Below are 23,045 nucleotides of genomic sequence, written 5' to 3'. Positions count from 1 at the left end.
CAGCCCGCCCGTCAGAACAAGACCGCGTGGCTAATCCCGCATGTCCGCCGCCCCGACCAGCGTGCTGTCGGCATCCCCCGCAAGCGATTGCCGCGCCACGCTCAGCGTCTGTTCCAGCTGCACCTCGAGATCGCCAAGGTCGTTCAGCCGGGCAAAGGATTTCAGATCGAGAAGTACGTCGATGATCCAGCCGTTCGGCATGTCTGCTCCCATCAATTCTGGCCCTAGTTCATTCAATCTATAAATGTATCTACAAGACGATAACACTCTTGAGGTGTTTTCGCCCCAAAAGTCGGCCGATTGCGGGAAAATGGGAACAATTTGAACGAAAAACCCCGCCACGGCGGACCGGGCGGGGTTTCCAGCGGGGGATATATCCCCGAATTACGGCTTTTTCGACACTTCCAGCGTGTCGGCAAAGGTGCGCAGACCGGTCTGCGTGGCCTGCACCAGCACCGCCATGTTGCCGGGCTTGTGCTCGTTGCGCAGCATCTTGGTGTGGGCCTGCGGGATCTCGTCCCAGGGGAAGACCTCGGACATGCAAGGGTCCAGACGGCGTTCGATCATCAGGCGGTTGGCCGACGCGGCCTGTTTCAGGTTCGCGAAGTGCGAGCCCTGCAGGCGCTTCTGGTGCATCCACATGTAGCGAACGTCGAAGGTGCAGTTGAAGCCGCTGGTGCCGGCGCAGATCACGACGATCCCGCCCTTCTTGACCACCAGGGTCGACACCGGGAAGGTCGCCTCGCCCGGGTGTTCGAAGACCATGTCGACGCTGACGCCCTTGCCGGTGATGTCCCAGATCGCCTTGCCGAACTTGCGGGCCTCTTTCAGCCATTCGTTATATTCGGGGCTGTTGACCGTGGGCAGCTGACCCCAGCAGTTGAAGTCCTTGCGGTTGATCACGCCCTTGGCGCCCTGATCCATCACGAACTGGCGCTTGCTCTCGTCCGAGATGACGCCGATCGCATTGGCGCCGGCGGTGTTGGCCAGCTGGATCGCATAGGACCCCAGACCGCCCGACGCGCCCCAGACCAGAACGTTCTGGCCCGGCCGCAGCTCGTGCGGGTGGTGGCCGAACAGCATCCGGTAAGCGGTCGCCAGCGTCAGGGTATAGCAGGCGCTTTCTTCCCAGGTCAGGTGCTTGGGGCGCGGCATCAGCTGCTGGGCCTGCACCTTGGTGAACTGGGCAAAGGACCCGTCGCCGGTTTCATAGCCCCAGATCCGCTGCGTGGGCGAGAACATGGGGTCGCCGCCGTTGCATTCCTCGTCGTCGCCATCGTCCTGGTTACAGTGGATCACGACCTCGTCGCCCACTTTCCAGTTCTTCACCTTGTCGCCGACCTGCCAGACGATGCCCGAGGCATCCGAACCGGCGATATGGTAGGGATCGCCATGCACGTCGAAGGGGCTGATCGGTTTGCCCAGGCCCGCCCAGACACCGTTATAGTTGACGCCCGCAGCCATCACCAGGACCAGCACCTCGTGGCTGTCGATCTTCCAGGTGTCAACGACCTCCTGCTTGAAGGACTGCTCGGGCTCGCCATGCCGTTCGCGGCGGATCGCCCAGGCGTACATTTTCGGCGGCACATAGCCCAGGGGCGGGATCTCACCGACTTCATACAGGTCTTTTTCAGGCGCGTCGTAGCTGACGACGTCGGAATTGGTGTCGAGGGCCATGGCCACCTCCTTGGTTTGTCATTTGCCGCAACGCAGAATCATCGCAGCCATCCCGGTTGGGATAGAGTTGCGGGCGAAACTTTGCAATCCTCATTTGGTCTATTTTGTAATTTTATGTCGCGACGGAATTTTCTCATGGGCCGCCGCCCGGATGCACCATACCACAATTACAGGTATTTTTCCGCTCCGCCGTGCTGCGCGTATTGCCACCGGCGCAACGCCGCCAGACCCGCCGCAGCGCAGCGAATTGACATTGGCATAAAGTTCCACGTATCACCCGATGGACGAAACAAAGTTGCAAGCACGCGATTCAGGAGACCCGACATGACCGAGATGCAGAAAGACCGCCCTTGGCTGTTCCGCACCTATGCCGGGCATTCGACCGCCAAGGCTTCGAACGCGCTCTATCGCGGCAACCTGGCCAAGGGCCAGACCGGGCTTTCGGTGGCCTTCGACCTGCCCACACAAACCGGTTATGACAGCGATCACGAATTGTCGCGGGGCGAGGTTGGCAAGGTCGGCGTGCCGGTCAGCCATCTGGGGGATATGCGGGCGCTGTTTGACCAGATCCCGCTGGAACAGATGAACACGTCGATGACGATCAACGCGACTGCGCCGTGGCTCTTGTCGCTTTATATCGCCGTGGCCGAGGAACAGGGCGCCGATATCTCGAAGCTGCAAGGCACGGTGCAAAACGACATCATCAAGGAATACCTGAGCCGCGGCACCTATATCTGCCCGCCCAAGCCGTCCCTGCGGATGATCACCGACGTGGCCGCCTTTACCCGCGCCAACCTGCCCAAATGGAACCCAATGAACGTGTGTTCCTATCACCTGCAAGAGGCCGGGGCGACGCCGGAACAGGAACTCGCCTATGCGCTGGCGACCGCGATTGCGGTGCTGGACGACCTGAAGGGCAAGGTCGACGAAGCCGACTTCCCCGGCATGGTCGGGCGTATCAGCTTTTTCGTGAACGCGGGCATCCGCTTCGTGACCGAGCTGTGCAAGATGCGCGCCTTTGTCGAGCTTTGGGACGAGATCTGTCAGGAACGCTACGGCATCACCGACCCCAAGATGCGCCGCTTCCGCTATGGCGTTCAGGTCAACAGCCTGGGCCTGACCGAGCCGCAGCCGGAAAACAACGTCTATCGCATCCTGATCGAGATGCTGGCCGTCACCCTGTCGAAAAATGCCCGCGCCCGCGCGGTTCAGCTGCCCGCCTGGAACGAGGCGCTTGGCCTGCCCCGCCCGTGGGATCAGCAATGGTCGCTGCGGATGCAACAGATCCTGGCCTATGAAACCGACCTGCTGGAATATGGCGACCTGTTCGATGGCAACCCCGCCGTGACCGCCAAGGTCGATGCGTTGAAGGACGGCGCGCGCCAGGAACTGGCCCAGATCGACAGCATGGGCGGCGCGATCGAGAATATCGAATACATGAAGTCGCGCCTGGTCGAGGCCAACGCCGAACGCATCAACCGGATCGAGGATGGCGACACCATCGTCGTCGGCGTGAACAAATGGACCGAGGGCGAGGAAAGCCCGCTGACCGCCGGCGATGGGGCCATCATGGTGGCCGACCCCGCGGCCGAAGCCGACCAGATCGGCCGGCTGGAGGCCTGGCGCGCGTCGCGCGACGATGCCACCGTTCAGGCCGCGCTGGCAAAGGTGCGCGAAGCCGCCCGCAGCGGCGCCAATATCATGCCGCCGTCGATCGAGGCCGCCAAGGCCGGCGCCACCACCGGTGAATGGGGCGATGTCGTACGCAACGCCTTTGGCCAGTATCGCGGCCCGACCGGCGTGTCGAAGAACCCCAGCAACCGGACCGAAGGCCTGGAAGAGATCCGCGCCCAGGTCGATGCGGTTTCCGACAAGCTGGGCCGTCGTCTGAAATTCCTGGTGGGCAAGCCGGGGCTGGACGGCCATTCCAACGGCGCCGAACAGATCGCGGCGCGGGCGCGCGATTGCGGGATGGACATCACCTATGAGGGGATCCGCCTGACGCCCGAAGAGATCGTGACCGCCGCGCTGAATGACGACGCCCATGTTGTGGGCCTGTCGATTCTGTCGGGCAGCCACCTGCCGCTGATCGAAGAGCTGATGAACCGCATGCGCGAAGCGGGTCTGGGCCATGTCCCGGTGGTGGTCGGCGGGATCATCCCCGACGAGGACGCCGAAAGCCTGCGCGCAATGGGCGTGGCCAAGGTCTATACGCCCAAGGATTTCGAATTGAATCGGATCATGTTCGATATTGTCGGATTGGTGGATACTAAGCCAGTCGCCGCCGAATAATCCTAAAGTCGTAATTTCATTTGCAGATCCCAAAATAATGCTGTCTTTTGGCAGGCATTAGGGAGACGCATGATGAAAAAAGATCTCAAAACCATGTCGCGCAAAGAACTTCTGGACCTGCGCATCGATATCGACACTGCCCTGACCGAGCTGGCCGAGCAGGAAAAGCAGAAAGCCCTGGATGCCGCGGAAAAGGCGGCACAGGTATATGGCTATTCCCTCAGCGAGCTGACGAATGGCAAAAAGGTCGGCAAGAAAGCGGCCAAATCCAAATTGCCCGCAAAATACCACGATCCGGAAAACCCCGACGCCACCTGGAGCGGCCGCGGGCGGCAGCCGGACTGGTTCAAATCCGCGATTGCCGCGGGCAAGGCACCGGAAGACCTTGAAATCTGAGGACCTTCGATGACGATACATATCGGCGCCAAACCCGGTGAGATTGCGGAAACCGTCCTGATGCCGGGCGATCCGCTGCGCGCCAAATGGGCGGCCGAAACCTTTCTGGACAATCCGGTTCTGGTCAATGAGGTCCGCGGCATGCTGGGCTTTACCGGAACCTACAAGGGCAATCGCGTTACCATTCACGGTTCGGGAATGGGCATGCCCAGCCTGTCGATATACGCCAATGAATTGATCCGCGATTACGGGGCGAAAACCCTGATCCGCATCGGTTCGTGCGGCGGGATGCAGGATCACGTGAAACTGCGCGACTTGATCCTGGCGCAATCGGCATCCAGTATTTCCACCCCCTCGCGCGGGATATTCCGCGAATTCAATTTCGCGCCGGGGGCTGATTTCGATTTGCTGCACAAGGCATTTCACGCAGCCGAAGCCAAGGGCGTGACCACCCATGTCGGCAATATCTATTCCTCGGACGTGTTTTACGACGAACGCCCCGACCTGAATGAACAGATGACCCGGCACGGCGTTCTGGGGGTCGAGATGGAGGCCGCCGAGCTTTACAACCTGGCCGCCCGCCACGGCTGCCGCGCATTGGCGGTTCTGACGGTCAGCGACCACCTGCTGACGGGCGAAGCCATGCCCGCCGCCGAACGGCAAAGCAGCTTTGGCGACATGGTTGAAATCGCGCTGGAAGCGGCGGGCGCCTGAGCGCGCCCGTCAAAGCAGGAAGTCGTCTTCCATCAACGACGTGACGCCATAGACCAGGAATTCGCCATCGGCTTTGGCATCGCCGTTGATGTCGAACCTGACCAAAGCGTCTTCGCCTTCTGTCTCGTACCAGACCGAATTCGCCGCAGCTGTCGTTCCGGAAAAGACAAACGCGTCGTCGACACTACGTGACGACCGATCCGCGTCGATGCCGGTCAGATCGAATTGATCTTCACCAGAGTCGAATTCGTGGATCGTGTCCCGATATCGTGTGCCAACCTTGGAATCCACGTGCGATCCGAAGACGAACACATCCCGATCCGTATCCATACCGGCAAACATCGTGTCCCGACCAACTCCGCCCACCAGGGTATCGGCCCCAATTCCACCGATCAGCGTATCGGGCCGCCGACCGCCTTCCAGGACGTTGGCCCCATCCGTTCCGGTCAGAATGTCCGAACCACGGCCACCCACCGCATTTTCGATACCCTGGAACACCTGAAGGCCCAGCCGTGTGGCCTGTTCGGTCGATACGCTTAAATCGATGGTCGCCCCATATTTTCCACGTATCTCGATTCCGTCATTGCCAGCCCCGCCAATGAATGTGCTTTTGCCCTTGTGGACGTAAAGAACATCATCCCCTTCGCCGCCATCGACATGGTCGACCCCACGACCACCGATCAGCAGGTCATTTCCTTCGCCACCTTCCAGCGTGTCCGACCCGCCGCGGCCAACCAGAACATTGTCCGCCTCGTTCCCGATGATCGTGTCGCGCCCTTTGCCGCCCCTGGCGTTTTCGATGATCACCCCATTCGCAATCGTGAAGCCGCCGACGATGCCCTGGGCATAGGATACATACCCACCGGCGTTTTCGCCCTCCAACGGGGCGTCGTTCAGGTCGATCGTGCAGGTGCGCTTGCCGCCATAGCTGATCGTGTCCACACCGTCCGCGTCCCAGATACACCGCCACGCGGCCCCGGCCGCGTTCTTGGTCGGCATCTTATAGACGTTGTTGCCGGTCGCATGATCCATGTTCGCGCCATAGATCGCCTGAATCGCCGCGATATCCAGCGCCATCGGCGTCGCCTGCCAGCCGTAATTCACGGACGCATGGTTCGGATATTCCGTCGCCCAGCCGTCATTATAGGACATGGTGGTAAAGATGCCCTGGTTCAGATCGTACTGGCCATAGGATCCAAACGAACTGGTCACACCGGGAAAGGTGGTGCCATCTGCCGCGGCACCGCCATCATGCGGGTGAGCCAGGCCCAGAAGGTGGCCGATCTCATGCACGAGGGTCACATAGCCATAGCCGCCGGGGTTAAGACCCTTTGCCCACGTGAAATGCTGACCGTTGAACGCCATATAGTTCTGGTCGTCCAGCGCATAGCCCGCAGGTTCGGCAAAGCCCAGAAAGCTGCTGCCGGTGGTCGCCGCAGACAGTTTCATCACCACCGCGTCGGCGGCGGCTTTGCCGGAATAGACCAGATCGATATCGGCAACGTTTTCCCAGGATTTCAAAGCGCTTTCCAGCCGCGCCTTTTCCTTCGACGTCCAGCTCAGGCCCCGCGCGCCCAGTGTCGCGTCATATCCGGTGCCGATATGCAGGTTGACCGTGACAGGCCCGCCATCGGAATCGGCCCAGGCGCCACCCCAGACAAGTGAGTCAATCCAAGGGTTCGTACCGTCTGTCGGTGTCCCGTCGATCAAAATTCCCGTTGCCATTCCCTGAACCCAACCATTGCACAAATTTACAGCTTTCGCAGGATAGCATCCAAACCCATCGGTTCAACCTCAAGGTTTTGAATATGTCTTTTGGTCAACAATCCCGTGGCTGCGGTCATAACCGTTTCGCGCGGGGCTGTGCCAGCCGTCCAGATGCGCCGGGGCGGGCTGAAAAACCTCGACCAGCAGGGGATAGCAGCGCGCCGTATCGCTGGAATGCTCGGATGAACAATCCCCGCCGGGACAGGCGCTGAGCGCGCCCAGCAGGTCGATCTCGGCGAAGAACTCCAGATAATCGCCGGGGCGCACCGGGCTGGCTTTCATGAAATACTGGCCGGTGTCGCGGGTGAACCCGGTACACATGAAGACGTTCAGCACATCATGCACCTGCGCCTCGGCCTGATCCGTGTCCATGTCCGTTTCCTGCGCCAGCGCGCGGGTCAGGTTGGAATGACAGCAATGGTGATACTGCCCACCCGTCAGCAGGTTGTGGGTATAGGGATCGCAGCGCGTGCCGATCACGTCATGCACCGAGCCGCCATATTCGTCGATCCCGTACCAGCCCAGCGTATCGTCGGTGATCGTCGCCATGGGCCGCAGGTTGGGGTGGCTGGACCACATCCGGTCGCCGGTGGTCAGGTGCGTGCCATGCAGTGCGCGGGTCTTGCCGGAATAGAACCGCTCTGACAGATCATCCGCGTTCCACAGGTTCAGATCGCCAACCTGCGGCCCCTCGACCGATGAGATACGGAAAAACTGCCCCGCCGACACCCGGAAACATGCGGCATCGCGCGGGGGCACCGTGACCTCTGCCACTTTCTGCGCGCCGGTCCGTGCGGCGCGGTAGAGCGCCATATCCGGCTGGGGCAGCGTTTCGGTGGGATAGCAGATCACCGGCGGGATCGCGCGGCGGGCATCGGCGTCTTTGGGCGGCATGGGGCAGGCTCCGTTTCTTGCGGATGCAGCCTGCCCCGGCCTGTGTCAGATCACAACCACATCCAGCGGCGGGAAGCCGTTGAACCCGATGGACGAATAGCTGGACGTATAAGCACCGCAGCAACGGATCAGCACCCGTTCACCTGCGCGCAGCCCCAGCGGCAGCGACACCATCTGGCGTTCGTACAGCACATCGGCGCTGTCACAGGACGGGCCGGCTAGGATGCAGGGCCCCATATGCTCGTGATCGCGGTCAGTGATGAACTGATAGCGGATCGCCTCGTCCATGGTTTCGGCCAGGCCCGAGAATTTGCCGATATCCAGATAGACCCAGCGGTGCAGGTCGTTGTCATGCTTGCGCGACACCAGCAGAACCTCGGCAGCGATCATGCCGGCTTCGGCCACCAGGCCGCGGCCGGGCTCGGCCATCACGCGGGGCACGTCGCCAAAGCGCGCGCGCACCTGCGCCATGACTTGCGCGGCATAGGCGGTGGGGGTGTCGATCGCCTCGCCATAAAAGGCCGGGAAACCGCCGCCGATATTCAGCAGGGTCAGGTCCAGTCCTTCGGCGCGGGCTGCGTGCCAGGTTTCGGCAACCGAGTCCAGAACCGGGCCCCACATGGTGGCGCGGCGGGTCTGGCTGCCCACGTGAAAGCTCAGGCCAGCCGGCACCAGACCCAGATCGCGGGCACGGTGCAACAGGGCAATCGCCATTTCGGGGTCGCAGCCGAACTTGCGCGACAGCGGCCAGTCGGCCTGGCTGTTTTCGACCAGCAGGCGGATATAGACCTGTGCACCGGGTGCATGCTCGGCGATCTTTTCCAGCTCTTCGGCGGCATCGGCGGCAAACAGGCGGATGCCCGCGCCATAGGCAAAGGCGATGTCGGCGGGTTTCTTGACGGTGTTGCCAAAGGACACGCGCGAGGCGCAGGCGCCCTGCGACAGGCACAGCTCGATCTCGGCCCGCGAGGCGGCGTCGAAATGCGCGCCCTCGGCCACCAGCCGCGCGATCACGCCGGTTTCGGGGTTCGCCTTGACGGCATAGTGGATATGCGCGTGGCCAAGGCCCGCTTTCAGCGCGTGATACTGGGTGGCGACCATGTCGGTGTCGATCACCAGGGTCGGACGGTCGAATTCCTGGCTGCGGATGAAATCCACCAGGCGCGCAGCGGGCAGGGAATCCTGGACGGCCGGCAGGCCGGTTACGAAAGCGTTCATGGTCATCTCCAAAGGACCGGGCCCGAATTCGGGCATTCACGTTCAAGCGGAGACGTTACCGTCGCTACGTAACCATGGGCGAACCCTACGACAGAGGCGCGTGCGTTGGCGTCTTGAGCGCGCATTTGGGGCAAAGGGGTGAGTCGTTCAAGACTTTATTTCACCCAAGCCGCTTTTTTTCGTCCCTGACACAGATTTGCGGGGTCTTGCCGGGGCGGCACAGGGTTTCTTCACCACATGCGGCACAGCGGAAATAGCTTTGCCCGTCCCTGTCGCGGCTGCGGTCGGCGCGCCAGCGGCAATCGCGGCTGCGGCGGCTGCGCAACAGCACGACCAGCACAAAGGCAAGGATCAATCCGATGGGGATCAGCATGATGGGCGCACCACAGGAAAACGGCCCCGGCACTAAACCGGGGCCGCGCGGGGCTGTCAATCAGCCCGCCTGTGCGGAGGGCGTCTGCGGCACGGGCGCCTTGGGCTTGCGGGCAAACCAGCGCGGGCCGTTGCCCGGTTTGCCGTACCAATCCTCGTTCCGGGTCAGGAACATCGCCGCGGCCAGCGCGCAGAAGCCCAGCAGCGCCCCCGCCAGCAGGGCGAAATCGGCGGTCTGCAAAATCAGGTAAAGCACCGCATAGATCATGCCCAGCGCCCCGCCCAGAACCCACGCCCGGCGGCCAAGCTTCAGCCCCGTGATGCCGTAAAAGGTGATCAGGCCAATCGTCGCCCCCGCCGCCAACACATAGGCCTCGCCAAAGCCGATCTGTTCGGCAAAGGCCACCATCAGCACCACGAACAGGGACTGCGCCAGACCGATCATCAGATACTGGACCGGATGGGTGGGGCGCGTCTTGCGATCCTCGACCAGCAGAACGGTCAGGAAGGTCAGCGCGATAAACAGGATGCCATAACGGCTTGCGCGAAAGGCTTTCTGATAGAAGTCGTTCGGCTGATAGAATTCGATGCCGAACGTCCCCTGCTCGCGCAGTTGCTGGCTGGGGCTTTCGCGCGAAACATGCGGCAGCGCCAGCGCCAGATGCGGGATCGTCCAGGTGGCGTCGAAACCGGCCTCGCTGATCTCGGACCGGTCGGGCAGGAACGCGCCGGTAAAGCTGGGATGCGGCCAATCGCTTTGCATGCTGATCTGACTGACCCGCCCGACCGGCGTCAGCCACAGCGACTGCGCCCCGTTGAAGCCGATCTCGATCTGCAAGGCGGACAACTTTCTGGGATCGCCCAGTTCCGCCTTCAACCCGCTTGCGCCGTTTGACAGCGGCTCGAACAGAAATTCCTGGCCATCCGCGGTCAGGGCCGCGTTGCCGCGCAGCGCGCGGTTGTTGCCCAGCGGCAGGCGCAGTTCGGCCGCGTCCCAGTCGGCGGTTTCGCCATCGGTCAGCGCATCGGCGATCAGCCCCGCGTCAAAACTCAGATCCATCGCCACCTGGCCGCGATAGACCGGCACGTTGAACAGGCCCCGGTGCCGTTCCTCGGTCTGGTTCGATATCCGGGCATCCAGCCGTTCGGGAAACAGGTAAACCGGCGCGCGGGTTTCGGTGACGGTTTCCTCGACATATTTATGGCGCGGCTGTCCCTTGACCGGGTCGACCATCACCATGCCGGTCACGGGGTCGATCACCTCGACCCGTTTCTTCTGGGTCACCTGCGCGCTGACCGGCACCACCAGAAGCGGCCCGCCGAACCGTTGCGGCCCACCCCATTCGCGGCTGACATCGGAAATCGTCGCGCGGCTGTACTGGCCACGGCTGTTGATGACCTCGGCCGCGAAGAATTGCGGGATGAACATCAGCAGGGTCATGACCCCCGCCACAAAAAAACTGAACCCGGCTGATCTGAGCATATCTGTCCCTTTCCTGACACGAAGCACTGGGGGCTTTGTGTCGCGTGGAACAGCAGCTTATCTGCCGGGTTCGTGCAGGCCGTGCGTAGGCCGTTTGGCCTCAGGCCGCGTTGTAATAGGGAACGATCGCCTCGGGCTGTTCCCGACCGCCCTGAACCAGAACCGGCTCGGGGAAGTAGTAAGTCACGGAATCCTCGTAGATTTTCAGGGCTTCTTTTGCCTGGTCTGCGGGGCGTTGCTCGATTTTGCTCATTTTTCGGCTCCAAGAGGTTGCTATGAACCTCCTCCCACACTCCAAGCTAAACCTTTCGAAATCATTATGCACCCGCAGAAAGAGCAACCGCGCCATGCGGCAGGTGCAAAGCTTTACGTTAACGGAAACGAAAACGTGCCACCCACCGGGCGGCACGTCTGAAATGGCAACAATCGGCTGCGCTTAAACGTGGCGCTCGACCATCATCTTCTTGATCTCGGCGATGGCCTTGGCCGGGTTCAGCCCCTTGGGACAGGTTTTCGCGCAGTTCATGATCGTGTGGCAGCGATACAGCTTGAACGGATCTTCCAGTTCGTCCAGGCGCTCGCCCGTCGCCTCGTCCCGGCTGTCGATGATCCAGCGATAGGCATGCAGCAGCGCGGCCGGCCCCAGGTAACGGTCGCCATTCCACCAATAGCTGGGGCAGCTTGTCGAACAGCTGGCGCACATCACGCATTCATACAGGCCATCCAGCTTCTTGCGGTCCTCGATCGACTGCTTCCATTCTTTCGCCGGGCGGTTGGTCTTGGTTTCGAGCCACGGCATGATGCTGGCATGCTGGGCATAGAAATGGGTCAGGTCGGGGATCAGGTCCTTGACCACCGGCATATGCGGCAGCGGATAGATCTTCACGTCGCCCTTGATCTCGTCCATGCCATAGATACAGGCCAGCGTGTTGATCCCGTCGATATTCATCGCGCAGGAGCCACAGATCCCCTCGCGGCAGGACCGGCGGAAGGTCAGGGTCGGGTCGATCTCGTTCTTGATCTTGATCAGCGCGTCCAGAACCATCGGGCCGCAGGTATCCATATCGACGAAATAGGTATCGACGCGCGGGTTCTGGCCATCATCGGGGTTCCAGCGATAGATCTGGAACTGGCGCACATTCGTCGCGCCCTCGGGCTTGGGCCAGGTTTTACCCTTGGTGATCTTCGAGTTCTTGGGAAGCGTGAACTGGACCATTTCTCACCTCGGCTTTTTACATTGGCTGCCGTGAAACTAGTGCAAAGCTGCGCCGCGGCCAATACCTTAACCGCTAACATGCGCGGGTTTCTATCGTTTGTGATCACATATCTAGCCGATCGACTTTGGCAGCTGCACCAATGGGATCAGCGCCTGCGGATCTTGTCCAGAATCACCTTGGCGCGCTGGTCGAACGTGTGGGTCCGCAGAACATGCGCCGCGACCTGGGACCGGTCGCGATCACATTCCCCGATCGCCCTTTTCAGGACATCCGCGAAATCACCGTCGCGATACAGATAAAGGTGGGGGCGTATATCCTCGGGGATGCCGGGCATGTCCTCGGTCAGCAGCGGACGCCCGCAGGCCAGCACATCGTATACCCGGTTCGAGACGAACCCGTCCTTCAGCATGTCCGAGGTATGATCGTTCAAAACCACGTCGGCGGATCGATAGTGTCGCCCAAGATCGGTGTTGTCGATCATGTCACCGCGCAAGACACCAGCAGGCAGGTCATCGTTCCAGCCCCGCCCCCAGACCGCCAGATCCTCGCCGCTGTCCAGCGCCATCTGTACAACCGGGCGCGCAGCATAATTGCGGCGGTTTCCGACAAACAGAAGATGTGTCCTGCAATCGGGGTCAGCGGGCTTGGGCTGAAAGATCGCGGGATCGGTGCATTGCGGCAGAAAAGATGCGGAAATCCCCTTGGCCTGCAGCTTTTCGGCATAGGGCTTGGAGGCGACGAACACGTGCCGCACCTGCCGCAGCTCGTCATCGGTCACGGTATCGGTTTGCGATATCAGCCACATATAGAATGGTCTGAAACCGAGCGGTCGATAGGGCTGCTTGCCCCTGATCACCAGATCGATCTCGCGGCTCAGCCGACGCCGGGTCGGGATGCGCCAGCGCCGCTCTTTCCTGGTCAGCACCTGGTGGAACTCGAACTCGACCCCGCATCCCTGCGCCTGCAATGCCGCCGAAAGCGATCGCGCAAAGTAGAAATCCCCCCAGACACGCCCCGGCACGGGCGGCGGACAGGGCAAAAGCAGTCTGATCCGCGGGCTCATGTCATATGATCAGAGATACTGACGGATGGCGTCGGCGCCCTTGCCGTCGATCGCGGTCATGATCTCTTCCGAATTGCGCATGTCCAGCTCGTCGAAGAACCGCGCGACCCCATAGGTATCAAGGTTGAGATCCGTGTATTCCGCAATGATCTGGTCATAGGAATCCGGCAGAACGGTATTGTCGGGCGACAGGCCCGAAACCACGACCAGCCCGGTCGGCGCGCAATCCAGCACCGTCACCTTCAGGTCGGGACGATAGCGGCGCAGGATCGGCAACAGCTTCCAGACATCGCCGGTCCATTGGCGCGTGACGGTCTTGTCCCAGTCGCGTTCTGCCATGATCTTCGTGCGCGGCACGCAATCATGCATCACGATGATCCCATCCGCCGACGCGTGTTTTTCACTGTTCATGAAATCACGCAGCAGGAATTCAAACAGGTGCATCCCATCCAGGAAGCTCAGGTCCAGCTTGACGCCCATCTGTTCCAGCGCGCCAGCGGCGAAGAAATCATCGCTGGTCATCTGGAACAGGTGCAGCTGCGTTTTCTGCCCCATGATGTCCTTGTTGATCACGAATGCCGGGTCGACCGCGATAACGTTGCCGGTCGCCGAGGTCAGGCTGCTGCCGGTCTGCGACCCGACCTCCAGATACCATTTCGGCTGCATTTCCGTGTGAAGACAGCCCAGAAATGACAGGTAACGTGGGCCCAGTGCTTCGTTGAAACCCGCATCCGCAGGCGCAATCGGGGCCGATTGCGGCGCCTTTGTCTTCTTCTGTCTCTTGAACACGCAATCAATCCCGTTCGAAGGTAATGCCCGCCTTCTCGGCGCGCCCAGTTTATCGCAGGTCGCCAGACCGTCCGCAACACGCTTTCAGGTGCCGTCCGAAGCCCCGCGCGGGGTGTAATCCAGCCGCCCCAGCCATGTCTTGTCCTGCTCGTAGCCCAGCGTGATCAGGTCATCGCCGTGACGCTCCAGATACAGCGCGGCGGTTTGCGGTGGCAGCGCTGTGACCCATTGCGCGGCCTTGCCGGATTTCACATGGGTCTTGGCGCGGCCGGTTTCGGTGCTTTGCGCCAGCCCGCCAAACAGGGAATTGGCCACGAAGATCTCGCAGCCCGTGGCGATCTCGTCCTCGTTGAACCCGAAGAACCGCAGCACCTTGGCAAACAATTGGCAATCGGTATCCCCGATCAGGTCCTCGTAGCGCAGGTCGATATTGCGCGCTGCGCCGTAATCCCAGTCCAGCATCTGATCCAGCGTCTTGCGGTGCATCTCGGCCATTTCGAAGGCCAGCTTGTCCTCCAGCGTCGGCAGCGCCTGCAGATGTTCCTGATAGGTCCTGCCGCCCAGATCGCGGCGCGGCTTGAACAGGAAGGTTTCGGTCTGCATCGTCGTGGTTTCGTGATAGCGCGCGCCCGACAGAAGCACATCGCGCGGGTCGCGGATCAGGTGGAAGAACCGCGCGTCCTGCTGTGCCTTCAGCTCGGGCGCGAACCGCGCGCCCCAGTTGACCACGATGACGCGGCCATGGGCGGGGATACGCTCCCACTTCTCGGGGCGGTGAATGCCCAGAAAGGGGATGTCCAGCGCCTTGCCGATATCGCGGAACACGCGGCGCATCCAGACCGTCCCGGTCTTGTGATGCGTGCCGACACACAGGATCCGCGGGGGGGTATCCTTGGGCACAGGTCAGTCAGGCTGCAGCGACGAGCGGATCGTGCTGCCATCGCGCAGGAAATCCAGCGCGCGGCGCTGCTGTTCGGGCGTCAGGCTTTGCCAAAGCTGCGCATCACCCGGCTGCAAAGGATATTCGCTGGGGATCGACGCGGTGCCGCGCGGGCGCACTGGGGTCCGCGCACTGCCCAACCGGCGCAGACAGGCGTTGGCGATGCGCGCCTGATCCTCGGTCACATCGGGTCCTGGTACAATGGCCGTGCCGCCATCCATCGTGTAGACGGTGGAATAGGTTCCGGTGATGCCCGCCTCGGCGGTGCAGGTCGCCAGATTGGCAATGCGGTTCTGCGCGCAGCCCGCAGCCAGAAGCGCCGCAGACAGACAGATCAGTGACCGTTTCATGGAAGTCCCCTCGCCCTTGGCGCGGCGATCGGCGTTCCGATCCCGCGCGCTTTCCGTTTTGCCAAAGGTTCCAAGCAATGACCGGCCTGTCAAGCGCCCGCCGTCAGCCCGCAAAGGCGCCAAGCGCCGCACGGGTCAGACATTGCGTCGCCTCGGGCCGGCCCGCGATTGTGACGACCGTTTCCACCGCCTTTTGCGACGGCTTGCCGGTCACCGCCTCGCCCGCCAGCGACAGGATTTCCTGCGTGGTGGCGTTGTCGATGATGCAATCGGTATAGGGCGCGACATTCGCGCCCGGGAACCGCTGCTTGACCACGCTGTTGACGGTCTGCTTGGCCAGATCGCGCGAGGTCTGTTCGGCCACGCCGTTCGCAACGTCGCAGCCGGCCAGAACCAGCGCCCCCAGGCAAAGAGCCGCCAGGCGCATCGTCAGTAGACCCGCGCCTTGGGCGCGATCTTTTTCAGGTCGATGCCGCCCTCGTCCTGGGTGGTCAGCGGATCCAGATGCACCGGACGATAGTCCAGCGACACTTTCGGCCCGTCGACCTTGGCCAGGGTGTGCTTGCGCCATTCGTTGTCGTCGCGGTCCGGATAATCCTCGTGCGCGTGCGCGCCACGGGATTCCTTGCGCGCCTCGGCCCCCACGATGGTGGCCATGGCGTTCGGCATCAGGTTGGTCAGCTCCAGCGTTTCCATCAGGTCGCTGTTCCAGACCAGGCTGGTATCGGTGACCTTCAGGTCATCCAGCTTGGCGGCGACGGCTTCCATCTTGGTCACGCCCTCGGCCAGGGTCTTGTCGGTGCGGAAGACGGCGGCGTCGGCCTGCATGGTCTTCTGCATCTCCAACCGCAGCTCGGCGGTGGCGACATTGCCCTTGGCATAGCGCAGCGCGTCGAAACGCGCGAACGCGGCATCGACCGATTTGGTGTTGGTGGGCATGTTCGGTGCCTTGGGATCGACGACCTCGGCCGCCTTGATCGCGGCGGCACGGCCAAAGACCACAAGGTCGATCAGGCTGTTCGACCCCAGGCGGTTCGCGCCATGCACGCTGGCACAGCCGGCCTCGCCCACGGCCATCAGGCCGGGCTGGATGCGTTCGGGGTTGGCCGCATCGGCATTCAGAACCTCGCCCCAATAGTTCGTGGGGATACCGCCCATGTTGTAATGCACGGTCGGCAGAACCGGGATCGGCTCTTTGTTCACGTCCACACCGGCGAAGATCTTGGCGCTTTCGGAAATCCCCGGCAGGCGTTCGGCCAGCGTTTCCGGCGGCAGGTGGTTCAGGTGCAGGTGGATGTGATCCTTTTCCGCACCGACACCGCGACCTTCGCGGATCTCGATCGTCATGCAGCGGCTGACCACGTCGCGCGAGGCCAGATCCTTGTAGGTCGGCGCATAGCGTTCCATGAACCGCTCGCCTTCCGAGTTCGTCAGGTATCCACCCTCGCCCCGCGCGCCTTCGGTGATCAGGCAGCCCGAGCCATAGATGCCGGTCGGGTGGAACTGCACGAATTCCATGTCCTGCAGCGGCAGGCCCTGACGCGCGACCATCCCGCCACCGTCGCCGGTGCAGGTATGGGCCGATGTCGCGCTGAAATAGGCGCGGCCATAGCCGCCCGTGGCCAGCACGACCATCTTGGCGTTGAAGACATGCATCGTGCCATCGTCCAGCTTCCAGCACAGCACGCCCTGGCACTGGCCGTCATCGGTCATGATCAGGTCGATGGCGAAATATTCGATATAGAACTCGGCGTTGTTCTTCAGCGACTGGCCATAAAGCGTATGCAGGATCGCGTGGCCGGTCCGGTCGGCGGCGGCACAGGTGCGCTGCACGGGCGGCCCTTCGCCGAATTCGGTGGTGTGACCGCCGAACGGGCGCTGATAGATCTTGCCCTGTTCGGTCCGGCTGAACGGCACGCCGTAATGTTCCAGCTCGTAGACCGCCTTGGGCGCCTCGCGCGCCAGGTATTCCATCGCGTCGGTATCGCCCAGCCAGTCCGAGCCCTTGACGGTGTCGTACATGTGCCACTGCCAGTGGTCGGGCCCCATGTTCGACAGCGATGCGGCGATCCCGCCCTGTGCGGCAACGGTGTGCGAGCGTGTCGGGAAAACCTTGGTCACGCAGGCGGTGCGCAACCCCTGTTCGGCCATGCCCAGCGTGGCCCGTAGGCCCGCGCCGCCGGCACCGACGACCACGACATCATAGTTATGCGTTTCGTATTCGTAGGAAGCAGTCATGTTCAGTACCCCTGATGCGCCGTCACAGTGCGATCTTGACCAGGGCAAATAGCCCGGCCGCGATCAAGACCCAAGAAAACAGGTTCACACCGACATAAAGAAGCTTTCCGGTGGCCCCGTGGACATAGTCCTCGATGGCTTCCTGCGCCTCGCGCGTGAAGTGGGTGATGGCGACATAGAGCGTCAGCGCGGTCACGATGGCCGGGAACGGCCGGGCGAAAAAGGCCAGAACCTCTTCCCGGGTGCCGCCGAAACCGGCGCCGAAGGTAAAGATGAAAACCGGCACCAGAAGCACCAGCGCGATCGAGCCCACCATCATCTGCCAGTGATGATGCGTGCCCTGGCGCGACGATCCCAGGCCTTCGGCGCGTTTGCGGTCTGTCAGAAATCTCATGACGGGTCTCCTTAAACGGCCAATGCGGTGAAGATCGTCAGAACGGTCGCGCCGATGAACATGCCCATGCCCATCTTTTCCGCGATCGGGATCTCGACCCCATAGCCAAGGTCCCAGATCACGTGGCGCAGGCGTCCCAGCAGGTGATACCAGACGGCCCAGGTCGCCAGCAGCATCAGCACATCGCCCACAAAGCTGCGCAGCAGCCCGTCCACAACGGCAAAGGCCCCGTCCGAGGTCGCCGCTGTCAGCAGCCACAGAACCAGCAGCGTTGCGGTTCCCAACGATGCGATGCCGGTGATCCGCACCATGATGGAAGAAATCGATGTCATCTGCGGCCGGTAGTACGGGCCGATCATGAACGGCGATAGGGGGCGATCTCCCCGATCTACGTCAGGCATGGCATATCCTTTTCGCTAGCGCAGGCGTGATGCTACGCCTGTGATAACAAGTTTTAGGGCGGTGTCACGGGCACATCACGAAATCCGCGTAAAATTCACCGGGTTCATCGGCGTCGCGGCGCATGTTATCGCATGACATCGCCATTTGTGATCACGGCAGCGCAAAGCGTGATCACAAATTGACCCGCACCAGGTCCGCCAGTGCCTCGATCGGGCGCCAGTGACATGCGACGGTGCGCGCGGCGATATCGAAGGCGAACCAATGGCCCGGGCCCGGTTGATCCCATTTGCGGTCGATCTTCACCCCCGCCAGCGCACAGTAAAGCAGGGTACCGACGCCGCCATGCCCCGCAAAGATCACCGGCCCCTCCGCGGGTGCGCCCAGCGCCAGATCGACCTGGCGCAGGATGCGGGCCTGGGCATCCGCCGCGCGCTCCCACCCGCGGACCGATTGATCGGGGCGCGCAAAGAACGCATCCGCCGTCGCCTCGAATTCCGGGCCGGGCAGATAGCCCGTAGCGCTGCGGTCGTTTTCGTGCATGTCGGGGCGTGTCTCGACCACGCAGCCAGCCCGCGCCGCCAGCGGTTCGGCGGTGTCCAGCGCCTTGCGTTCGGCGCTGGAAATGATGCGTGTGCCGGGCGGAATGGACAGCCGCGCCGCCAATGCCGCCACCCGCGCCGCACCCACCGGGGACAGGCCCCAATCGGGCACCGGCACGGCGGGGTCGATCGTGACCTCGGGGTGGGTCACATAGAATGCCCGCCCCGCGCCGATCATTTCGGCATCAACGCCCAATAGTCCAGATCCAGCAGCACATGGGGCAGGTATTTGCCATCCTCACCCTTCAGCGTGAACGCCTCGCCACCGCTGGTCGCCACCAGCCGCAGCCGGATCGCACCGACGCCGGGGGCATCGGTATCGGCCTTGTCCAACACCTCGGACCAGGCCTTGACGGTCAGACCGCTGAAGCACGGGTTGGCATGCGCCCCGCCATTCAAACCCACGATCATCTGGGCATTGGCCAGCCCGTTGAACGACAGCGCGCGCGCCATCGAAATCACGTGCCCGCCATAGATCAGCCGCTGCCCGTCAGGGCGGAAGGTGGCATCGAAATGCACCTTGGCCGTGTTCTGCCACAGGCGCGTGGCCATCATATGCTCGGCCTCTTCAATCGTCACGCCGTCGACATGGTCGATCTGCTCGCCGATCTGGTAATCGCCCCAGCGGTGCGGCTCGCCGGCCAGGGTGAAATCGTAATTGCTGAAATCCAAGCCTTCGGGAATCGCCAGATCACCCGCCGGGATCACCTTGTTCAACTCGGGGATCACGGTTTCGGGCGCCGGGGCGTCCAGGTCGCGCTTGCGCACCATCACCCAGCGGACATATTCCATCACGACCTCGTCGCGCTGGTTCAGCCCGCGCGTGCGCACATAGACCACGCCGGATTTCCCGTTCGAATTCTGCTTCAGCCCGATCACCTCGGACTGCGAGCGCAGCGTGTCGCCAGCATAGACCGGCAGCAGCCAGCGCCCCTCGGCATAGCCCAGATTGGCCACCGCGTTCAGCGACACATCCGGCACCGTCTTGCCGAAGACCACGTGGAAGGCGGCCAGATCGTCCAGCGGGCTGGCGGGCAGGCCGCTGGCGCGCGCGAATTCGTCGGACGAATAAAGCGCATGCCGCGCGGGATACAGCGTGTGATAGAGCGCCCGCTCGCCGCCCGACACCGTGCGCGGCACGGCATGGTCGATCACGTCGCCGATCTTGTAGTCTTCGAAAAACCGGCCCGGATTGGTCTTGGCCATGCTATTGCTCTCCCAGTTTCATGTCGGGGTGATAGTCCCCGTCGATATCCTTGATCACCGCCTGACCGCAGCGCATCACGCCGCGCGCCGCATCGAACGCATAGGTCGGCGGCCCGTGCAGCACCCAGCCCTTGGCCAGCGCGGCGCTGACCTTGTGGCAAAAGGCGGATGTGTCATCCTCGGTCAGGAAACGATAGATCGTCATGGTGTTTATCCCGGAAATGGCGACGGGCCGATCAGCCCGTGGATATAGCCGATGACCCCCAGCAGCAGGATCGAGGCCACGAAGAACATCCCGTCCTTGGCGATGCTGCCTTTGGGTCCCGGCGCCCATGCGGGTTCGGCCCGGTTGATGACCGCGATCTCGACCAGCGCCCAGGCGCCAAGGCCGCCGAACAGGATCAGCGAGGCCAGATCGCCATTCACCAACAGATGCGCACCGGCCCACAGCACGAAGCCGATCAGCATCGGGTGGCGCACATTGTTCAGCAGCGCACCCTTTTTCGGCGCGGGGCTCATCATGTAAAGCGCGATCAGAACGGCAAGGTTGTTCAGATGCACCAGCCAGGTCGGCCCGGACCACAGCGGCACAAAATCCGCGATGCGGTAGCCAAAGATCATCAGCAGCACCGATAACAGCAGCGCCAGCGCCACCGCGCCCTTGCCCTTGTCGCCCAGCGCGGCGCGGCGGTCGGGCAAGACCCGCTTGAACAGATGCGCCAGCGCCCAAAGCGCGACGCCTGCGATCAGAATGACCATCGTTTTAACTCCCCTGGCTTGGTGTCCCTGACTGGGCTTGGGGAGACCCTAGGCCGAAAGCGCCGCGATTGCAGCCGCCTTGGCCAGAATTTCGCGCGCGGTGGCGACATGCAGGTTCTCGACGATCTTGCCATCGACAACCGCAACGCCCTGCCCGGCTTTCTCGGCCTCTTCGAACGCCTCGATCTGGCGGCGGGCCAGGTCGATCTCGTCTTCGGTGGGCGCGAAGGCGGCGTTGGTGATCTCGACCTGGGCGGGGTGGATCAGCGTCTTGCCGTCAAAGCCCATATCGCGGCCCTGTTCGCATTCGGCTTTCAGCCCATCCTCGTCCTTGAACGCATTGTAAACACCGTCAACCGCCACGATCCCTTCGGCCCGCGCGGCCAGCAGGCACAGTTGCAGGCTGGTCAGCATCGGCAGACGGTCGGCGCGAAACCGGCATTTCAGCTCTTTCGCCAGGTCGTTGGTGCCCATCACGAAGCCCGCCATACGCGGATGCGCCGCGATCTCGGCCGCGTTCAGCATACCCTGGGGCGTTTCCATCATCGCCCACAGCGGCACGTCGGGGATCAGATCGGCCACGGCCTGTACATCAGCGGCGCTGCCGACCTTGGGGATCAGGATCGCGTCGATATCGGCACCCACAAAGGCGGCGATATCATCGCGGCCCCAGTCCGTATCCAGCCCGTTGACCCGCACGATCCGCGCGCGAATGCCATAGTCACCCGCCTTCAGCGTTTCGGCCAGAAGCGCGCGCGCGTTTTCCTTCTCCTCGATCGCGACGGCGTCTTCCAGGTCGAAGATGATCGCGTCAACGGGCAGGGTCTTGGCCTTTTCCAGCGCCCGCTCTTTCGAGCCGGGGATATAAAGGACAGAGCGATAGGGGCGGGCAGCGTGATCCATGATTCCTCGCATCGTAATTTTGTTGCGCAAAACACCACAGAAAAGAACAAAGACGCAAGCCCTGTTTTGCCGCATTGCAGAATTCCCGGCGGACGGGCCGTTAACCCTATTTTGCGACCCGCAAGCGCACAGTTTCCCCAAGCCGATGAACCGGCAGACGCAGGGACCAGATCCAAAGGAACGAACGATGACAGCCAAGCTTGTGGCCGTTTGCGGCCTGTTTTCCCTGATCGCCCCGGCCATGACACGGGCCGAGCCCAGCCGCTGCGCCCCGCGCGATACGGTGGTGGCGCAACTGACCGAACGCTATGGCGAAAGCCGCCAGGTGATGGGGCTGAACCCCAACAACACGATGATGGAGCTTTACGCATCCGCCGAAACCGGCAGCTGGACGATAACCGTCACCGCCCCGAACGGCACGACCTGCGTGGTGGCGGTTGGCCAGGCCTATGAGCCCGTGGCCGAGGCGTTGCGCCCCGCCGGGCTGCCGCTTTAGCCCAGCGCGTCCCAGATCAGCTTGCTGCCCGTCACGATCAGCAGGACATAGGTCAGGATGAAGAACGCGCGCTCGGGCACAAGCCGGTGCGCCTTGACCCCCAGCCAGGCGCCGAGGAGCGCAAAGGGCGCCAGATATAGATCCGCCCGCAGCGTGTCGGCGGTGAAGATGCCCAGAAAGACATAGGGCACGAATTTCGTCAGGTTGATCGCCCAGAAGACCAGCACCGATGTCGCCTGATAGACGGTTTTCGACTGCCCCTGCGCCAGCAGATAGACCGCGACCGGCGGCCCGCCCGCATGGCTGACGAAACTGGAAAACCCCGCGAACAGACCGGCAACCATACCGACGCCGTGGTGAAAGGGCCGCACGCGATAGCGCAGCCAGCGCATCCGTACCGACAGCTGGAACAGAACGAACGCGATCGCCATTCCGCCGATGAACAGTCGCAACAGGTCCGGGTCCGCGGCGGTATAGAAGAACGCGCCCAGCGCAACGCCCGGCACCGCCCCCAGGATCAGGTGCCGCGACGACCGCCAGTCCCATTGCCGCCAATAGGGCCTGAGGGTCACCGCATCGACCAGCATCAGCAGCGGCAACATCATCCCCAGCGCCATCGCCGGATCCAGGATCAGCGCCAGAATCGGCGTCGCGGCAAAGGCCGCGCCCGACCCGAATCCGGCCTTGGACACCCCGGCGAACACAACCGCCGGTATGGCCAGCGCGAAAAATAGCATGTCGAACTGCACTCTGGCCGACCCTTCGAAAACCCACGGTTTCAACCGATTTAGACCGTTCGGCGCTGGCCTGAAAGCGCGTTCCGCCCCGCCGCTGCACCGCAGCAGGCTTGCGCGATGCGGCCCAAGGGGCTAGGCA

The 23,045-nt window shown here is 62.5% G+C and carries 28 protein-coding genes; 5 read left to right on the top strand and 23 right to left on the bottom strand.

Annotated features, from left to right (window positions below):
* Positions 1 to 30: 30 nt before the first annotated feature.
* Both CLM60_RS20790 and ccrA read right to left on the bottom strand, forming a co-directional pair.
* Entirely contained in the window at positions 31 to 201 is a 171-nt protein-coding gene (locus CLM60_RS20790; protein WP_176473745.1) for a hypothetical protein, read from the bottom strand.
* 183 nt (positions 202 to 384) lie between these two features.
* Positions 385 to 1,677, bottom strand: coding sequence for a crotonyl-CoA carboxylase/reductase (ccrA, locus tag CLM60_RS00340; protein WP_095587277.1), 1,293 nt, complete (start codon positions 1,675 to 1,677; stop codon positions 385 to 387).
* Here ccrA and CLM60_RS20585 point away from each other — a divergent pair.
* From CLM60_RS20585 to deoD, 4 genes are all read left to right on the top strand, one after another.
* Entirely contained in the window at positions 1,676 to 1,939 is a 264-nt protein-coding gene (locus CLM60_RS20585) for a hypothetical protein (protein WP_141246432.1), read from the top strand. The genes ccrA and CLM60_RS20585 overlap by 2 nt on opposite strands.
* Positions 1,924 to 3,969, top strand: coding sequence for a protein meaA (locus tag CLM60_RS00335; protein WP_281256649.1), 2,046 nt, complete (start codon positions 1,924 to 1,926; stop codon positions 3,967 to 3,969). The genes CLM60_RS20585 and CLM60_RS00335 overlap by 16 nt, the downstream gene beginning before the upstream one ends.
* Positions 3,970 to 4,041: 72 nt before the next feature.
* Entirely contained in the window at positions 4,042 to 4,365 is a 324-nt protein-coding gene (locus CLM60_RS00330; protein ID WP_095587394.1) for an H-NS histone family protein, read from the top strand.
* 9 nt (positions 4,366 to 4,374) lie between these two features.
* Entirely contained in the window at positions 4,375 to 5,079 is a 705-nt protein-coding gene (deoD, locus tag CLM60_RS00325) for a purine-nucleoside phosphorylase (protein ID WP_095587275.1), read from the top strand.
* 9 nt (positions 5,080 to 5,088) lie between these two features.
* Here deoD and CLM60_RS00320 read toward each other — a convergent pair whose 3' ends face one another.
* The 20 genes from CLM60_RS00320 to CLM60_RS00230 all read right to left on the bottom strand — a co-directional run bounded on the left by CLM60_RS00320 (position 5,089) and on the right by CLM60_RS00230 (position 21,673).
* Positions 5,089 to 6,804, bottom strand: a complete 1,716-nt coding sequence (locus CLM60_RS00320) for a M10 family metallopeptidase (RefSeq protein ID WP_095587274.1) — start codon at positions 6,802 to 6,804, stop codon at positions 5,089 to 5,091.
* A 69-nt stretch (positions 6,805 to 6,873) separates the two neighbouring features.
* Positions 6,874 to 7,740, bottom strand: coding sequence for an urea carboxylase-associated family protein (locus CLM60_RS00315; RefSeq protein ID WP_095587273.1), 867 nt, complete (start codon positions 7,738 to 7,740; stop codon positions 6,874 to 6,876).
* 45 nt (positions 7,741 to 7,785) lie between these two features.
* Entirely contained in the window at positions 7,786 to 8,958 is a 1,173-nt protein-coding gene (locus tag CLM60_RS00310; protein WP_245848077.1) for a type III PLP-dependent enzyme, read from the bottom strand.
* A gap of 160 nt (positions 8,959 to 9,118) precedes the next feature.
* Positions 9,119 to 9,331 carry a hypothetical protein gene (locus tag CLM60_RS00305; protein WP_095587271.1) on the bottom strand — a complete coding sequence of 71 codons (213 nt, stop codon included), beginning with the start codon at positions 9,329 to 9,331 and terminating at the stop codon, positions 9,119 to 9,121.
* 60 nt (positions 9,332 to 9,391) lie between these two features.
* On the bottom strand, positions 9,392 to 10,813 hold the full coding sequence (creD, locus tag CLM60_RS00300; protein WP_095587270.1) for a cell envelope integrity protein CreD: 1,422 nt from the start codon (positions 10,811 to 10,813) through the stop codon (positions 9,392 to 9,394).
* A 100-nt stretch (positions 10,814 to 10,913) separates the two neighbouring features.
* Positions 10,914 to 11,066 (bottom strand): hypothetical protein, encoded by a 153-nt coding sequence (locus CLM60_RS20785; protein WP_176473743.1) that lies wholly within the window; start codon positions 11,064 to 11,066, stop codon positions 10,914 to 10,916.
* Between the two features lie 183 nt (positions 11,067 to 11,249).
* Entirely contained in the window at positions 11,250 to 12,029 is a 780-nt protein-coding gene (locus tag CLM60_RS00295) for a succinate dehydrogenase iron-sulfur subunit (protein ID WP_095587269.1), read from the bottom strand.
* A gap of 146 nt (positions 12,030 to 12,175) precedes the next feature.
* On the bottom strand, positions 12,176 to 13,093 hold the full coding sequence (locus tag CLM60_RS00290; RefSeq protein ID WP_095587268.1) for a glycosyltransferase family protein: 918 nt from the start codon (positions 13,091 to 13,093) through the stop codon (positions 12,176 to 12,178).
* A gap of 9 nt (positions 13,094 to 13,102) precedes the next feature.
* Positions 13,103 to 13,882, bottom strand: coding sequence for a class I SAM-dependent methyltransferase (locus CLM60_RS00285; RefSeq protein ID WP_095587267.1), 780 nt, complete (start codon positions 13,880 to 13,882; stop codon positions 13,103 to 13,105).
* A gap of 84 nt (positions 13,883 to 13,966) precedes the next feature.
* Positions 13,967 to 14,716, bottom strand: coding sequence for a sulfotransferase family protein (locus CLM60_RS00280; protein WP_095587393.1), 750 nt, complete (start codon positions 14,714 to 14,716; stop codon positions 13,967 to 13,969).
* 69 nt (positions 14,717 to 14,785) lie between these two features.
* Complete coding sequence (locus tag CLM60_RS00275) at positions 14,786 to 15,172, bottom strand: putative periplasmic lipoprotein (protein WP_141246431.1); 387 nt, start codon at positions 15,170 to 15,172, stop codon at positions 14,786 to 14,788.
* 103 nt (positions 15,173 to 15,275) lie between these two features.
* Positions 15,276 to 15,599: a succinate dehydrogenase gene (locus CLM60_RS00270; RefSeq protein ID WP_095587265.1), complete on the bottom strand. Its 324-nt coding sequence runs from the start codon at positions 15,597 to 15,599 to the stop codon at positions 15,276 to 15,278.
* A gap of 2 nt (positions 15,600 to 15,601) precedes the next feature.
* Positions 15,602 to 17,410 carry a succinate dehydrogenase flavoprotein subunit gene (gene sdhA / locus CLM60_RS00265; protein WP_095587264.1) on the bottom strand — a complete coding sequence of 603 codons (1,809 nt, stop codon included), beginning with the start codon at positions 17,408 to 17,410 and terminating at the stop codon, positions 15,602 to 15,604.
* A 22-nt stretch (positions 17,411 to 17,432) separates the two neighbouring features.
* Positions 17,433 to 17,804 carry a succinate dehydrogenase, hydrophobic membrane anchor protein gene (gene sdhD, locus CLM60_RS00260; RefSeq protein WP_095587263.1) on the bottom strand — a complete coding sequence of 124 codons (372 nt, stop codon included), beginning with the start codon at positions 17,802 to 17,804 and terminating at the stop codon, positions 17,433 to 17,435.
* A gap of 11 nt (positions 17,805 to 17,815) precedes the next feature.
* Positions 17,816 to 18,205 (bottom strand): succinate dehydrogenase, cytochrome b556 subunit, encoded by a 390-nt coding sequence (gene sdhC, locus CLM60_RS00255; RefSeq protein ID WP_095587262.1) that lies wholly within the window; start codon positions 18,203 to 18,205, stop codon positions 17,816 to 17,818.
* Between the two features lie 172 nt (positions 18,206 to 18,377).
* Complete coding sequence (locus CLM60_RS00250; protein ID WP_245848074.1) at positions 18,378 to 19,001, bottom strand: histidine phosphatase family protein; 624 nt, start codon at positions 18,999 to 19,001, stop codon at positions 18,378 to 18,380.
* The gene (locus CLM60_RS00245; protein WP_095587261.1) at positions 18,980 to 20,011 is read right to left on the bottom strand and encodes a MaoC family dehydratase; all 1,032 of its coding nucleotides are present in this window, start codon (positions 20,009 to 20,011) and stop codon (positions 18,980 to 18,982) included. The genes CLM60_RS00250 and CLM60_RS00245 overlap by 22 nt, the downstream gene beginning before the upstream one ends.
* 1 nt (position 20,012) lies before the next feature.
* Positions 20,013 to 20,216, bottom strand: coding sequence for a DUF1737 domain-containing protein (locus CLM60_RS00240; RefSeq protein ID WP_095587260.1), 204 nt, complete (start codon positions 20,214 to 20,216; stop codon positions 20,013 to 20,015).
* Between the two features lie 5 nt (positions 20,217 to 20,221).
* Complete coding sequence (locus CLM60_RS00235) at positions 20,222 to 20,770, bottom strand: NnrU family protein (RefSeq protein ID WP_095587259.1); 549 nt, start codon at positions 20,768 to 20,770, stop codon at positions 20,222 to 20,224.
* Between the two features lie 48 nt (positions 20,771 to 20,818).
* Positions 20,819 to 21,673 carry an HpcH/HpaI aldolase/citrate lyase family protein gene (locus tag CLM60_RS00230; protein ID WP_095587258.1) on the bottom strand — a complete coding sequence of 285 codons (855 nt, stop codon included), beginning with the start codon at positions 21,671 to 21,673 and terminating at the stop codon, positions 20,819 to 20,821.
* Positions 21,674 to 21,860: 187 nt separating this feature from the next.
* On the opposite strand from CLM60_RS00230, the gene CLM60_RS00225 reads away from it, so the two are divergent.
* Positions 21,861 to 22,169: a hypothetical protein gene (locus tag CLM60_RS00225; protein ID WP_176473742.1), complete on the top strand. Its 309-nt coding sequence runs from the start codon at positions 21,861 to 21,863 to the stop codon at positions 22,167 to 22,169.
* Here CLM60_RS00225 and CLM60_RS00220 read toward each other — a convergent pair.
* Positions 22,166 to 22,906: a sulfite exporter TauE/SafE family protein gene (locus tag CLM60_RS00220; protein WP_095587390.1), complete on the bottom strand. Its 741-nt coding sequence runs from the start codon at positions 22,904 to 22,906 to the stop codon at positions 22,166 to 22,168. The two genes, CLM60_RS00225 and CLM60_RS00220, sit on opposite strands and share 4 nt — an antisense overlap.
* Between the last annotated feature and the right edge of the window lie 139 nt (positions 22,907 to 23,045).

Source organism: Actibacterium ureilyticum, from assembly GCF_002285435.1.
Classification (GTDB): Bacteria; Pseudomonadota; Alphaproteobacteria; order Rhodobacterales; family Rhodobacteraceae; genus Actibacterium_C; species Actibacterium_C ureilyticum.
Note: the sequence above shows the minus strand (reverse complement) of the source record. Positions and strands in the feature narration are given on the sequence as shown.